This window comes from Tenacibaculum mesophilum (assembly GCF_003867075.1).
In the GTDB taxonomy this organism is placed as follows: Bacteria; Bacteroidota; Bacteroidia; order Flavobacteriales; family Flavobacteriaceae; genus Polaribacter; species Polaribacter mesophilus.
The window spans coordinates 2975579-2990475 of record NZ_CP032544.1 but is presented as its reverse complement, the minus strand read 5'-3'; the positions used below and the strand labels follow the sequence as shown (position 1 = coordinate 2990475).

General features: G+C 31.1%; 12 protein-coding genes. 10 read left to right on the top strand and 2 right to left on the bottom strand.

Annotation, left to right across the window (positions count from 1 at the left end):
• Positions 1 to 14 precede the first annotated feature (14 nt).
• The 3 genes from rsgA (at position 15) to D6200_RS13630 (ending at position 2192) form a co-directional block, all read left to right on the top strand.
• A complete protein-coding gene (gene rsgA / locus D6200_RS13640) occupies positions 15 to 956 on the top strand; it encodes a ribosome small subunit-dependent GTPase A (RefSeq protein WP_047788599.1) in 942 nt (313 codons plus the stop codon).
• 73 nt (positions 957 to 1029) lie between these two features.
• Positions 1030 to 1482 carry a D-aminoacyl-tRNA deacylase gene (dtd, locus tag D6200_RS13635; protein WP_047788600.1) on the top strand — a complete coding sequence of 151 codons (453 nt, stop codon included), beginning with the start codon at positions 1030 to 1032 and terminating at the stop codon, positions 1480 to 1482.
• Between the two features lie 65 nt (positions 1483 to 1547).
• Entirely contained in the window at positions 1548 to 2192 is a 645-nt protein-coding gene (locus tag D6200_RS13630) for a YceI family protein (RefSeq protein ID WP_073181853.1), read from the top strand.
• Positions 2193 to 2240: 48 nt separating this feature from the next.
• Here D6200_RS13630 and lipB read toward each other — a convergent pair whose 3' ends face one another.
• Complete coding sequence (gene lipB, locus D6200_RS13625; RefSeq protein ID WP_047788602.1) at positions 2241 to 2945, bottom strand: lipoyl(octanoyl) transferase LipB; 705 nt, start codon at positions 2943 to 2945, stop codon at positions 2241 to 2243.
• 86 nt (positions 2946 to 3031) lie between these two features.
• Here lipB and D6200_RS13620 point away from each other — a divergent pair, with 86 nt between their 5' ends.
• From D6200_RS13620 to D6200_RS13605, 4 genes are all read left to right on the top strand, one after another.
• Positions 3032 to 6733, top strand: coding sequence for a reprolysin-like metallopeptidase (locus D6200_RS13620; RefSeq protein WP_073181855.1), 3702 nt, complete (start codon positions 3032 to 3034; stop codon positions 6731 to 6733).
• Positions 6734 to 6901: 168 nt separating this feature from the next.
• Positions 6902 to 7516 (top strand): deoxynucleoside kinase, encoded by a 615-nt coding sequence (locus D6200_RS13615; protein ID WP_047788603.1) that lies wholly within the window; start codon positions 6902 to 6904, stop codon positions 7514 to 7516.
• 411 nt (positions 7517 to 7927) lie between these two features.
• The gene (locus D6200_RS13610; protein ID WP_047788604.1) at positions 7928 to 8155 is read left to right on the top strand and encodes a hypothetical protein; all 228 of its coding nucleotides are present in this window, start codon (positions 7928 to 7930) and stop codon (positions 8153 to 8155) included.
• A 76-nt stretch (positions 8156 to 8231) separates the two neighbouring features.
• Entirely contained in the window at positions 8232 to 9476 is a 1245-nt protein-coding gene (locus D6200_RS13605; protein WP_073181856.1) for a radical SAM protein, read from the top strand.
• On the opposite strand, the gene D6200_RS13600 is transcribed toward D6200_RS13605, so the two are convergent.
• Positions 9473 to 10207, bottom strand: a complete 735-nt coding sequence (locus tag D6200_RS13600) for a TrmH family RNA methyltransferase (RefSeq protein WP_073181858.1) — start codon at positions 10205 to 10207, stop codon at positions 9473 to 9475. The genes D6200_RS13605 and D6200_RS13600 overlap by 4 nt on opposite strands.
• Before the next feature lie 71 nt (positions 10208 to 10278).
• Between D6200_RS13600 and tamL the strand changes: the two genes are divergently transcribed.
• The 3 genes from tamL to accD all read left to right on the top strand — a co-directional run bounded on the left by tamL (position 10279) and on the right by accD (position 14795).
• Positions 10279 to 12732 (top strand): translocation and assembly module lipoprotein TamL, encoded by a 2454-nt coding sequence (gene tamL / locus D6200_RS13595; RefSeq protein ID WP_047788608.1) that lies wholly within the window; start codon positions 10279 to 10281, stop codon positions 12730 to 12732.
• A gap of 95 nt (positions 12733 to 12827) precedes the next feature.
• Positions 12828 to 13886 carry a class II fructose-bisphosphate aldolase gene (fbaA, locus tag D6200_RS13590; protein ID WP_047788609.1) on the top strand — a complete coding sequence of 353 codons (1059 nt, stop codon included), beginning with the start codon at positions 12828 to 12830 and terminating at the stop codon, positions 13884 to 13886.
• Between the two features lie 51 nt (positions 13887 to 13937).
• Positions 13938 to 14795, top strand: coding sequence for an acetyl-CoA carboxylase, carboxyltransferase subunit beta (gene accD, locus D6200_RS13585; RefSeq protein WP_047788610.1), 858 nt, complete (start codon positions 13938 to 13940; stop codon positions 14793 to 14795).
• Positions 14796 to 14897: the final 102 nt, after the last annotated feature.

Genomic DNA, 14897 nt, shown 5'->3' with positions numbered 1-14897 from the left:
CTCATCTTTGTTTTATGATAGGAACAGTTTACAAATCTACAGGAAGTTGGTATTGGGTAAAATCTGAAGGCGAGCTATATAAGTGTCGTATTAAAGGAAAGTTTCGTATCAAAGGAATTAAAAGTACCAATCCCATCTCTGTAGGTGATATTGTTGATTTTTCGTTAGAAACTAAAAATGATGAAGAAACAGGATTGATTACTAATATTCATGAACGAGAAAACTATATCGTTCGCAAGTCTGTTAATCTTTCAAAACAAACTCATGTTATTGCTTCTAATATTGATCAGGTGTTTTTATTAATTACTATTGACAACCCTCCTACATTTACGACTTTCATTGATCGCTTTTTAGTTACTTCCGAAGCCTATTCAATTAAAACTATATTAGTTTTCAATAAAATTGATTCTTACGAAATTGAGCAGCGTGCCGAAATTTTGTATTTAAAAGATATTTATGAAGCCATCGGTTACGAATGCATTGAAGTTTCCGCGACTAAAAACATCAATATTGATAAAATAAAAGAGATGATGACAGACAAAGTAAGTATGTTTGCAGGTCATTCAGGAGTTGGAAAAACAACCTTAGTTAACGCTATTGAACCATCTTTAGACTTAAAAACGAAAGAAATTTCTGAACAACACAAACAAGGACAACACACTACTACGTTTGCTGAAATGTTCGATTTAAGTTTTAATGCTCGTATTATTGACACTCCCGGAATTAAAGGTTTTGGTGTAGTTGATATGGACAAAGATGAATTAGGCGATTACTTTCCTGAGTTTTTTGCTTTAAAACAAAACTGCAAATTCAACAATTGCATTCATATTAACGAACCACAGTGCGCAGTTAAAGAAGCCCTAGAAAATGAAGAAATAGCTTGGTCTCGTTATAAAAGTTATCTACAAATTTTAGAAGGCGAAGAAGAACACTACAGAACCGACATTTGGGAGTAATATAATTTTTTAGTCTAATCTCCACTAAGGTTCAAAACATTCAAATATTTAAAAATTCAACAATTTATATAAAATGAAAATTGTCATTCAACGTGTTTCAAAAGCTAGCGTTACTATTGAAGGTGAAAGAGTAGCTAAAATACAACAGGGGCTTTTAATTTTACTTGGAATTGTTACTGAAGATACACCTGATGATATTAAATGGCTCTCAAACAAAATAACAAACCTTCGTATTTTTAATGACGAAGAAGGTGTTATGAATAAATCGATTAAAGATATAAATGGAGATGCTATTATAGTAAGTCAATTTACTTTACACGCTTCTACCAAAAAAGGAAATCGTCCTAGTTATATTAAAGCTGCCAAACCTGATGTTGCTATTCCTTTATATGAAAAGTTTGTTCAACAAATTGAGGTTGATTTAGGTAAAAAAGTACAAACAGGTCAGTTTGGTGCGGATATGAAGGTAGAGTTGCTAAATGATGGACCTATAACTATCATTATTGATTCCAAAGATAAAAAATAATTTCCATGGGAATTATTTTTAATTATATTTGTATCTGATTAAGTATCATTATTAAAAACACAAAAATGAAAAAAACAATTTTAGCTATTGCATTTGTTGCAATTGGAGCTGTTTCTTGTAAAACAGATAAAAACAAGACTACTGTTAGTGACGAAATTAAAGAAGTTGCAAAAACAGAGAATGTTATTAATACTTATAAGGCTAACATCGCTGAATCTTCTGTTGCTTGGAAAGGTAGCAAACCTACTGGTTCTCATAATGGTGTCGTAAGTTTAAGTAAAGGAACGTTAGAAATCGAAAACGGAAACGTAAAATCTGGTGAGTTCATTATTGACATGACTACTATTTCTTGTGAAGATTTAAAAGCTGGAGACGGTAAAGAAGATTTAGAGGGACACTTAAAAAATGCTGATTTCTTTGATGTTGAAAAATTCCCTACTGCTAAATTTCAAGTAGCTAGCTCTGAAGTAAAAGGTGGAAAAGTACACGTTACAGGGAACTTAACTCTTAAAGACGTTACTAAAAGTATTACTATACCTGCTACTATTACAGAAGCTGATGATATGGTAACTTTTAAAAGTGATACTTTTAGTATTGATAGAACTGACTTTGGTGTTACTTACAAGTCTAAAAAAATTGACGCTGCTTTAAAAGACAAATTCATCAATGATTTAATGGAAATTTCTTTTGAAATCAAAGCTAAAAAATAATTTTTAGTTCTAAAGCATAAAAAAAGGTTGACAATTGTCAACCTTTTTTTATGCTTTTATAAACTCTTCCACTTCAAACAGTTCTTTAAAATGTTTTATAATTTTCTCTTTTACCTCTTCTTCCGAGACCTTTCTACCTAATTCAACTTCCATTGAAGTAACAGCTTTTCCACGTATTCCACAAGGAATAATATTATCAAAATAGCCTAAGTTAGCATTCACATTTAAAGCAAAACCGTGCATAGTTACCCATCTACTGGCTCTAATTCCCATGGCACAAATTTTTCTAGCAAACGGCGTACCTACTCCAAGCCATACACCTGTTTCTCCTTCACTTCTTTCTCCTTCCAACCCATACTCTGCTATTGTTAAAATGATTGACTCCTCCAACAAACGTAAATATTTATGGATGTCTGTAAAAAAATTTTCTAAATCTAAAATTGGATAACCAACAATTTGTCCTGGTCCATGATAAGTTATATCCCCTCCTCTATTAATCTTATAAAAAGTTGCTTCTTTCTCTTTTAATTTTTCTTCATTCAACAAAAGATTTTTTATATCTCCTGATTTTCCTAAGGTGTACACATGCGGGTGCTCTACAAACAAAAAGTAATTAGGAGTTTCTATTTCACTATCTCCATTTCTTCTTTCTCTTTTTAATGATACTATTTCATCTAAAAGATTCGTTTGATAATCCCATGTTTCCTTGTAATCTTTTCTTCCTAGATCACTAATTCTTATTTTTTTATTCATAAATTGTGGCGCTAAACTACCCTACAAAGGTAGGGAAATTTAGAGTTTTACTGTTATAAACTAAACGTATATCAATAACAAAAATCATGTTTAAAAAAAGTACCCTTCCTTTTTTATTTGCTTTCTATTTATCAATAGCTAGCTTGTTTTCACAACAACTATGGACAAGGAGTCATAAAGACGCCATTACTCAACAAAAGAAAGAAATTTTTAATACAAATAATACTTTACCTAAAGAATACATTTTAATGAGTTTAAACTTAGAAGGCTTTAAAAATACATTGCCTAACTCATTATCTAAAAATACACCTAATTCAAAAATTATCCAGCTTCCTAATGCTAACGGACAACTAGAAAGATTTTCTATAAAAGAAACTTCTTATTTAGCTCCTTCCCTAGCTGAAAAATATCCTATGATTAAATCTTTTTCAGCTCAAGGAATTGACAATCCTTCTTCTTCGGCTAAGATAAGTATTGGAAAAGATGGAGTTCACGTAATTATTTCTTCAGCAAATGAAGGTACTTCCTACATAAATCCATACACCAAAGACTATAAAGAATATATTGTTTATAAAAAAAGTAGTCTACCTCCAAGCAAAGATGAATTTTCGTGTAAGGTAGAAGACACTGTACAAAAAAATAACATATCACCACATCAACGAAGAAATGCTGATGATGGCAATTTAAGAACCTATAGAATGGCCATTGCTTGTACAGGTGAATATGCTCAGTTTCACATAAACAACCAAAGAGTACCATCTACAGCTAGTGATGCAGAAAAAAAAGCAGCTGTACTATCTGCTATGAATACTACAATTACTCGTGTTAATGAGGTTTATGAAAGAGATTTAGCTGTAAGAATGGTTATCGTGGACAATAATGATGCTTTAATCTTTTTAGATGCTGATACAGATGGCTTAACAAATGATAGTGCCAGAACCTTGATTGATGAAAGTCAAGAAAAATGTGATGAAATTATTGGTGATGCTAATTATGATATTGGACATACGTTTAGTACTGGAGCAGGAGGACTAGCTCAGCTAAACTCTGTTTGTGCTACAAACTATAAGGCTCAAGGAGTTACAGGAAGAAGCCGACCTATAGGAGATACTTACGATATAGATTATGTTGCTCATGAAATTGGACACCAATTCGGAGCTACTCATACATTTAATAATTCATGTGAGGGGAATAGAAGCTCTAGTACTGCTGTTGAACCAGGTAGTGGTTCAACAATTATGGGATATGCTGGTATTTGCGGTCCAAATGTACAAAATGTAAGTGATGACTATTTTCATGCGGTTAGCATTGCTCAAATGTGGAATCATATTCGAGGTTCAGGGAATTGTGCCAGCACTTCAAACACAGGTAATACTGCTCCTACAGCTAATGCGGGAAATAATGTTAGTATTCCTAAATCGACACCATTTGTTTTAAAAGGAACCGCTACAGATGTTGATGGAACAGAATCTTTATCTTATACCTGGGAACAAATTGATAATGAAGTAGCAACCATGTCTCCATTATCTACAAATACAGGAGGTCCTATGTTCAGATCATTACTTCCTTCTTCATCAGCTGATAGATACATGCCTGCACTATCTACCGTATTAAGTGGTAATACTTCTACCACATGGGAAGTTCTTCCTTCTGTGGCTAGAGAATTAGATTTTGCTTTAACTGTAAGAGATAATCACGCAGGTGGAGGTAGCTCAGCTAGAGATGATATAAAAGTAACTGTAACAGATGCAGAGGCTTTTATTGTAACAAGTCCTAATTCTGCCGTATCTTGGGGAGTTGGTTCTACCCAAACCATTATATGGAATAAAGGAACTACAGACCAATCACCTATTAACTGTGCTAATGTAAACATAAAACTTTCAACAGATGGAGGCCTTACTTACCCTATCATTCTAAAAAACAATACACCGAATGACGGTTCAGAAGATATTATTATACCTGATACCCCTACTACAAATGCACGAATATTAGTAGAAGCTTCAGATAATATTTTTTATAACATAAACAATAGCAATTTAACCATTTTCCCTACAGCTCCAACGTATTCAATAGCTAATAATACAGGAGATTTATCTGTATGTAATATAGCTACAAATGAGCTTGTTTTTGATTTTGACTACAATGCTTTATACGGATTTAATGAAACAGTAAATTTGTCTTACTCAGGAGCTCCTGCTAACTCTACTGTTACGTTAAGTAATTCTTCAATAAGTAGTAGCGGTAAGTTTACCTTAACCGTAACTAACCTTACAAATATTTCAAAAGGAGATTATACAATTACTGTTACAGCTACGTCAGGTTCAATAACTAAATCTGTTGATATACTTTTAAACGTAAATGACAATCTTTGTAATTCTTCTGGAAATATTGCATCGCAATTGAGCATTACGAATGTTACCTTTAATAGTATTAACAATAACTCTACTAAAACAACTGGTTATTCTAACTTCACCAGTCAAAACACTGAGGTAGTTAGGGGTAACAACTATAATTTAACAACTACTATTAATACAGCTGGAAATGATAATGTAAAAACATTTGCTTGGATTGACTGGAACCAAAATTGTGTTTTTGATACTAATGAAACTTACGACTTAACCTCTACTAGCGCTATTTTAATCACGGTTCCTGAAGGCATCCCAACAGGAGAAACTATTATGAGAGTTTCTACAAGGTCAGACGCTGACCCAAATTCTTGTAACTTGGGCTTTAATGGTGAAGTTGAAGATTATACTATTACAGTTTTAGAACCTACTTTTTCTATTTCTAATAGTACAGGAGACCTATCTGTATGTAAACAAGCTACAAATGAAGTAACCTTTGATTTTGATTATACAGCTTTGTATGGGTTTAATGAAACTGTTAACCTTTCTTATTCAGGAGCTCCAACTAATTCTACTATAACATTAACCCCTACTAGTATGAATGCTAGTGGAAAATTTACCTTAACAATAAGTAATTTAACCGCCGAAGAAGAAGAAGTAGTAGTAGTAGATACAGGAGATTACACAATTACTGTTACTGCAGCATCAGGTTCAATGGCTAAATCAGTAAATATCCTTTTAAACGTAAACAACAGCCTTTGTAATTCTTCAGGTAACACTGAGTCTCAATTAAGTATTACTAATGTTACTTTTAATGGTATCAACAATAATTCTGATAAAGCAAATGGGTACTCTGATTTTAAATCAGTAACAACCCAAGTAGTTAGAGGAGAAACTTATGATTTAACAACCACTATCAATACAGCAGGAAACAGTAATACAAACACATTTGCTTGGATAGACTGGAACCAAAACTGTGCATTTGATGCTAATGAAACTTATGACTTAACTTCTAATACTCTTTCTATTATCGTTCCTGAAGATGCTTTATTAGGTTCTACAACTATGAGAATTTCTACAAAAGTAAATAGTAACCCTAATTCTTGTGGATTAAATTTTAATGGTGAGGTAGAAGACTATACTATTACCGTTGAAGAGAGTTTTGCTACCGATAACACTTTATTTGATGACTTAGAGATAGGTCCAATCCCAATAGATTCTGGAAAAGCTTTTGAAAAATTTAAATTCACTGTAAAAGATAAAAAATCAACAATTATTAGACTTTTTGATTTTAGGGGAAGATTACTTGAAACACAAAAATTTTCAACTATTTCTAGTCAGTTTAATGAAGAAATACAATTAACCAAAGCTGCAAGCGGACTTTATTTATTACAAGTTGAAAATGCGGGTAAACAAGTGACAAGAAAAATAGTTGTTAAGTAGGTTATAAACTATGTCTGAAAAGTAAAAAGCAAGCTAATTGGCTTGCTTTTTATTTTTATCTAATATTCATTTATTAAACTTGTTTCTTAATTCCTTTTTTTATGTAATTTTACCACCCCCTAATCTGGCTGTGCCAGCAATATTAAAAACATTTTTACACAAACAATTATGCACGTAGCAATTGCCGGAAACATAGGCGCGGGAAAAACCACTTTAACTAAATTATTAGCAAAACACTACGATTGGGAAGCTCATTTTGAATCGGTTGATGAAAATCCATACTTAGATGATTTTTATGGAGAAATGGAGCGTTGGTCTTTTAATTTGCAAGTATACTTTTTAAATAGCCGTTTTCGTCAAGTTTTAGAACTTCGTAAATCTGGTAAAAAAATAATTCAAGATAGAACTATTTATGAAGATGCTCATATTTTTGCTCCAAACCTACATGCAATGGGGCTTATGACCAATAGAGATTATAGTAACTATTCTTCATTATTTGAATTAATGGAAAACTTAGTAACCCCTCCTGATTTATTAATTTATTTGCGTGCAGATATTTCTACACTCGTAGGTCAAATTCATAAGCGTGGTAGAGAATATGAAAACTCTATCAGTATTGATTATTTAAGTAGGTTAAATGAACGCTATGAAGCTTGGATTAGTCAATACAATAAAGGTAAATTATTAATTATAGATGTTGATAATTTAGATTTTGTTGATAACCAAGAAGACTTAGGTTTTATTATCGATAGAATAGATGCTCAAATAAATGGATTATTTTAAGTTTTAAAGAATTTAAGCCTACAATAACAACCTCTTTGTTTTTTAGTAAAAACGAAGAGGTTTTCTTTTATCAATCTATATCTTTATAGCGTATTCGCTATCCTAAAAAATAAAAATCTACCTTCAAACAGAAATCTTACTCTCAAATCTCTTCTCTTCAGAAACAAGTTAATTACCCCTCTAAAAGGGTGTTATAATTTTTAAATTATGCATCCATTTTTTATAAATAGTCACCTAGTCACCTTACTTTTTCATCTCAAATCATTAATATTTGTTGCAATTCATTTAAGAAACTTGTTTAAAAACAAGCCTATTAACTTCTATTAGTTTAATGATTTACAGGTAGCTGAAAATGTAATCTTTTAAACTTAAAAAGAAATAGAGTAAGCAATTAACTTAAAATTAATAATTATGAAGAAAACATTTTTTTTACCAAAGGGATTAGAAAAGTTCACAAACTTACAAGCTGACAATCTAGACCTTATTAAAGGAGGAGCTATTTATGTGGAAGAAGAAATTTATTACCCTACTAGTGGAGGAGGAAGAGTATGTCCTGACGGATTAGTTTGGAGTAACAAGCTACAAAAATGTGTGAAATTAATAGAAGTTGAAGCTGAAAAAGAGCACTTCAGATTATAACACAGAATTTTAAAATCTTCTCAAGGAAATTGTACACTGTATAGTTTCCTTGTTTTAACCAACACCTTTTCTAATTATGAATTTTAATTCTTTAGCTATAAAAATTGCTAGTAGATGTAATCTTAATTGTTCATACTGTTTTATGTATAATCTTGGAGACACTACCTATAAAAACCAACCTAAATTCATGTCTTCAGAAGTTGTTGATAATATTATTGAAAAGACTAAAAATTATATAAAAAAGTATAATAAAAAAGAATTTTCCTTTATTTTCCATGGAGGCGAACCTCTACTCGCTTCTAAAGATTTTTATATTAATTTTATAAATAAAGTGCACAAAGTACAACAAGAACTAACCGATGTATCTTTTTCTTTTGACTTGCAAACAAACGGTGTTCTTTTAGATAAAAGTTGGATACAGCTATTCAAAAGCTTGAACATTTACCCTAGTGTAAGCGTTGACGGAACTAAAAAGGCACACGATATGTATAGAGTAGACCATAAAGGAAATGGCAGCTACGACACAGTTTTTGAAAGTGTCAAGTTATTAAAAAATGAAATGAATTTTGCTGACATAGCTTGTGTTATTAATATTGAAGAAAGCCCAAAAGAAATTTACGATAGTTTTAAAAAAATGAATGTTAGTTATGTAAACTTTTTAATTCCTGATTACACACATGACAATTTTCCCTTCGATAAAGACAAAACCTTAATGGCCGATTGGTTAATTAATTTATTTGATATTTGGATTAAAGATACAAAGCGATTTAAAATCCCATTATTTTTAGGCTTGTTAAATTCTCTAATGAGAGTTAACGAAAAAGCAAAAAATGAATCAACCGTTTTAGTTATCGAAACAAATGGAGAAATCGAGGCTATTGATTCTCTTAAAGCTTGCGGTCATGGTTTTACTAAAACAGGTCTTAATATTAAAAAGAACAATTTTCAAGACATACAACATACCTCTTTAGGTAAATTATATTTTAATGATTTTAACACAAAGCTTTGTACACAATGCTTAGAATGTCCATTAAATGAAATTTGTAAAGGTGGTAGATTGGTTCATCGTTATAGCAAAAAAAATGGTTTCAATAACCCTTCTGTTTACTGTAATGATTTAATTAAGCTTATTGCTCACATACAAAAGTTCTTTATATCATGTTATCCAGAGCTACATAAAAAAGAGAACATCCAACCAATAAAACCTATAGAAATTACAAATTACCTTTCAACTTTTGCTCAAAGCACTTACACTCCTTACAAAAAAGAATTGGAAGCTTTCTCTAAGAAAAATAAAGCATTAGCTAATCAATCATATTAAATCAAGTTTCTTTTAAACTCACTTAATAATATAGCTGTAGCAGTGGCAACATTTAAACTCTCCGTTTTTTGTAAATCGCCAAACCTTGGGATGGTTACAGTGTTTTTTACAATATCAGCAACTTCAAGAGAAATTCCATTTGCCTCATTTCCCATTACTAAAACTGCTTTTTGGGGTAATGGAGTAGTATAAACATTATCACCATGCATATCTGCTGTATAAACAGGCAATGGAGTACTCTTTAAAAACTTAGGCAAATCAACATATGAAACCTGAACTCTAGTTAACGACCCCATGGTAGACTGTACCACTTTTTGATTATAACAATCAACCGTATTTTTAGAACATACCAACTCAGAAATCCCAAACCAATCACATAAACGAATAATTGTTCCTAGATTTCCTGGGTCATTAATACCATCTAAAGCAACTATAAAATTGCCCTTATTAACCTCTTTTTTGTTTGGAATTTTAAAAATTCCTAAAACTTTGTTTGGTGTTTTTAAAGTACTAATCTTTTTTAACTCATTTTCAGAAATCAAAATAACCTCTACATTTTTTGAAGAAATAAAAGACTCTTCTGTAGTATATAATTGTTCTACTACCAAAGAAGACGCTAGTAATTCATTAACCACCTTTACACCTTCTGCTACAAATAATTGATGCTTTTGTCTATACTTTTTTTGCTGTAAACTAGTTATTAACTTTATGTTGTTTTTAGATAAATTCATTAAATTATTTTTAACACTCTAAAACCACTAAAAAATAGTATTTTTGATTCTTAATACGAGGCGTAAAGTTAATGAAAAAACTTTCTTTCTTCTTTTTATTAGTAGGCTTATTCAGCTCATGTAGCACAATTAAATATGTTAAAAAAAATGAGTTATTACTAGCTAAAAACACAGTATATATTGATAGTGTAAAAAACTCTAGTGATAATATTGCTGAATTATTATTACAACGCCCTAACGCTAAGGCTTTGGGTATACCATTATCATTACATTTTTATAATTTAGGAAATCCCGAAGCTCCAAAAACACCTAGTGAATGGGCTAAAAAAAATCCAAAAACCTATAATTTTTACAAAGATGTATTTTCAGAAAAGCAAAGTATAGCTGTAGCTAAAACACTTATTGGTTTTAATAATTGGTTTTTAACTAGTGGGGAACCCCCAATTATTATTGACGATAAAAAAACAGATAAAACTGTAGATAACTTAAAAGCTTACTTTCAAACTGAAGGATATTTTAGAGCTAAAGTTTTCTCTAAAAAAGATACTATTGGTAAGAAAAAAGGAGAAATTAGCTACCATATTACCAAAGGGAATCCTTCTTATTTAGATAGTATTAAAACTTTTATTACATCTCCAGTTCTTGATTCTTTATATCAACTTACAAAAAAGAAAAGCTACCTAAAACCTGGAGATCATTATAAGAATGACAACTTTATAAAGGAAGCGAATCGACTTGTAAAACTTTTTAGGAATAAAGGAATATATCAATTTAATGAAAATTATATCTCCTTTGAAAATGACACTTTAAAAAATTATGAAAAAACCGATGTAGATATCAATATTTCTGATAAAACTATTCCTTTTCAAATTCAGAAATTAAGAAAAGTAAACGTTTATACCGACTATAATTATAGCACTAGAAACTCTAAGCATAAAGACAGTGTAAGTTATAATGGAATTAATTTTTACGCACTTCGAAAACTAAAATACAATCCTAAGTACTTATCTCAATCTTTATTCATAAAACCAAATACCGTTTATAGTGACTCACTAAGAAATTTAACACGCACACATTTAAGAGGATTAAAAAACTTCAAAGCAACCTCTATTCGATATAATGAATTAAGCGAAAACGAACTGGAAGCCAATGTATATTTAACCCCTATAGAAAAATACACTTTAGGTTTTGAAACAGAATTATCACGTTCCAACATTCGTAACTTTGATGTTTCTTTAAAGTTTTCATTAACTAATAGAAATACATTTAAAGGTGCTGAGCTTTTTAAACTCTCTACTTTTGGTTCTTATTTTAACTCCAATAATGGACCCGGTTGGGAAATTGGTTCGGATATTTCACTAGAAGTTCCTCGATTTATGGCTCCTTTCGGATTGCATAAATTGGTTCCAAAAAGAATGTTTCCTAGAACTAAGTTTTACTCAGGAATAGGAATTCAAAAAAACATAGGATTGGATAAACAAAATATATCTATTGGTATAGATTACAAATGGGACTATAACAAAAGAAAATCCATTCAATTAGAACTATTAAATACTCAATATATTAGAAATCTAAATGTTGATAATTATTTTTCTATATATAATTCTGAATATCGAAAATTATCTGAAGTCGCTGAAATTTATGATCCTTCATATACGTTTCCAGACAATACCCCTAGTAACTCAGGTGAAATAATTAATTTCATTTCAGGCGTTCTTACCGATGCTAATTTTGCAGCATCAAACCCAATTGAGTTTCAAAACGTCTTAAACCTTGCTAACAGATATAATATTGTAACATCCGACTTTTTAATTCCAGAAATAGCCTATAGTTATACCTATAATAATCAAGAAAGTATTAAAGATGCTAGCTTTTCTTTTTTTAAGTTTAGAGTTGCTAACTCAGGAAATATTATGGGGCTTTTATCAAATAAGAGCAATAGTTCTGGACAAAAAACTGTTTTTAAAATTCCTATTGCTCAATATTTTAAAACAGATATTGAGTATAAAAAATATTGGGATTTAGGTGATAACAATGTTTTAGCGCACAGAACTTTTCTTGGAGCTATTTTTACTTATGATAATTCTGGCGTTCCTTTTTCTCGTAGTTATTTTGCAGGAGGTTCTAACGACATACGTGCATGGAGAACCTACGATTTGGGTCCTGGTACTAGAGCACCTCTTCTTGAATACAACATTGGTAGCTTAAAATTTTTAACTAGCTTTGAATACCGTTTTAACGTTTTTGGTTCTTTAAAGTCTGCTTTATTTATTGATGCAGGAAACATTTGGGATATAACCAACACAGAATTTGTTGATGATCCAGCTAAATTTAATGGTTTTAAATCGTTAAAAGATATGGCTGTTGGTGCTGGTTTCGGGCTTCGTTACGACTTTAAATTTTTAATTGCAAGATTGGATTTAGGATTCAAAGCACATGAACCATATTTAACTAATAATAAGTGGTTCCAAAACTTCAATTTCTCTAACTCTGTGCTAAATATAGGTATTAATTACCCCTTTTAACAAAGTACTTTCTAATAAAAATTTATCGCAACTTGTATAAAAAAGTGTAGATTTGTTCCTTAAACTAAGTAACACACTACTAAACAAAATAAAAAATGATTAAACCTGGAGTTGCCACCGGAAAAGAAGTTCAAGCAATTTTTAAATTAGCAAAACAAAAAGGTTTTGCTTTACCTGCTGTTAATGTTGTAGGATCAAACACAATTAATACGGTTTTAGAAACAGCTAAAGAACTTAACTCGCCTGTAATAATCCAGTTCTCTAATGGAGGTGCTCAATTCAATGCAGGTAAAGGCTTATCAAACGATAATGAAAAAGCTGCTATTGCTGGTGCAGTAGCTGGCGCTAAGCATATACACTTATTAGCTGAAGCATATGGTATTCCTGTTATTTTACACACCGACCATGCTGCAAAAAAATTATTACCTTGGATTGATGGTTTATTAGATGCTAGTGAGCAATTTTATAAAGAAACAGGAAAACCTCTATACAGTTCTCACATGATTGACTTAAGTGAAGAACCAATAGAAGAAAATATTGAAATTTGTAAAGAATACCTTGCTCGTATGAGTAAAATGGGAATGACTTTAGAAATTGAATTAGGAATTACTGGAGGTGAAGAAGACGGTGTTGATAATACAGATGTTGATAGCTCTAAATTATACACACAGCCAGAAGAAGTGGCTTATGCTTATGAAGAATTAATGAAAGTTAGTCCACAATTTACTATTGCTGCTGCCTTCGGAAATGTTCACGGAGTATATAAACCAGGAAACGTAAAATTAACTCCAAAAATTTTAAAGAACTCACAAGAACACATTTCAGAAAAATATAACGTTCCTCATAACACAATCGACTTTGTTTTCCACGGAGGATCTGGTTCTACTTTAGAAGAAATTCGTGAAGCAATTAGTTACGGAGTTATAAAAATGAATATCGATACTGATTTGCAATATGCATTTACCGAAGGTGTTCGTGATTATATGAAAGAAAAATCTGCATATTTGCAATCTCAAATCGGTAACCCTGAAGGAGATGATATTCCTAACAAAAAACATTATGACCCTCGTAAATGGTTACGTGAAGGAGAACAAACTTTTAAAGCTAGATTAAAGAAAGCTTTTGAAGACCTAAATAATGTAAACACATTATAAAATTCTTTGAAAAAAGAAAAACCAAACAACTAAAGATTAAAAAACTAAATTATGGCTTGGTTTAAACGTACAGACAAAGGGATTCAAACCCCAACAGAAGAAAAGAAAGACACACCAAAAGGCTTGTGGTATAAAACCCCAAGCGGAAAGATAATTGACACAGACGAACTTAAAAAAAATTTATACGTAAGTCCAGAAGATGGATATCATGTACGTATAGGGAGTAAAGAATATTTTGAAATATTTTTTGACGATAATAAGTTCACAGAACTTGATCCAAAATTATCTGCTAAAGACCCATTAAAATTTGAGGATACTAAAAAGTACCCTGAAAAACTAAAAGCTGCTCAGAAGAAAACAGGATTAAAAGATGCTGCTCGTGCTGCTGTTGGTAAATCAATGGGAAAAGATTTAGTAATTGCTTCAATGGATTTTGCTTTTATTGGTGGATCTATGGGAAGTGTTGTTGGTGAAAAAATAGCAAGAGCTATTGATTATTCTATCAAAAACAATATTCCTTTCTTAATGATTTCTAAATCAGGAGGAGCTCGTATGCAAGAGGCTTTACTTTCTTTAATGCAATTAGCTAAAACTTCTGCAAAGCTAGCGCAATTAGCAGAGGCTAAAATTCCATACATATCTTTATGTACCGATCCAACTACTGGAGGAACCACAGCTTCATTTGCCATGTTAGGAGATATAAACATTGCTGAACCAAATGCTTTAATTGGATTTGCAGGACCTCGTGTAGTAAAAGACACTACTGGTAAAGATTTACCAGAAGGCTTCCAACGTTCTGAATTTTTATTAGAACACGGTTTCTTAGATGGTATTTACGAACGAAAAGACTTAAAAAAACAGGTAAACTTGTATTTAGATTTAATACAAAATCAACCTGTAAGAGCATAACAAAAAAGCTAGCGATTGCTAGCTTTTTTGCTTTCTAACTTTTTCGTTACCATTCAAAAAAATAATCGTACATTTGCATCTTCAATGTAAATGCATTGAGTA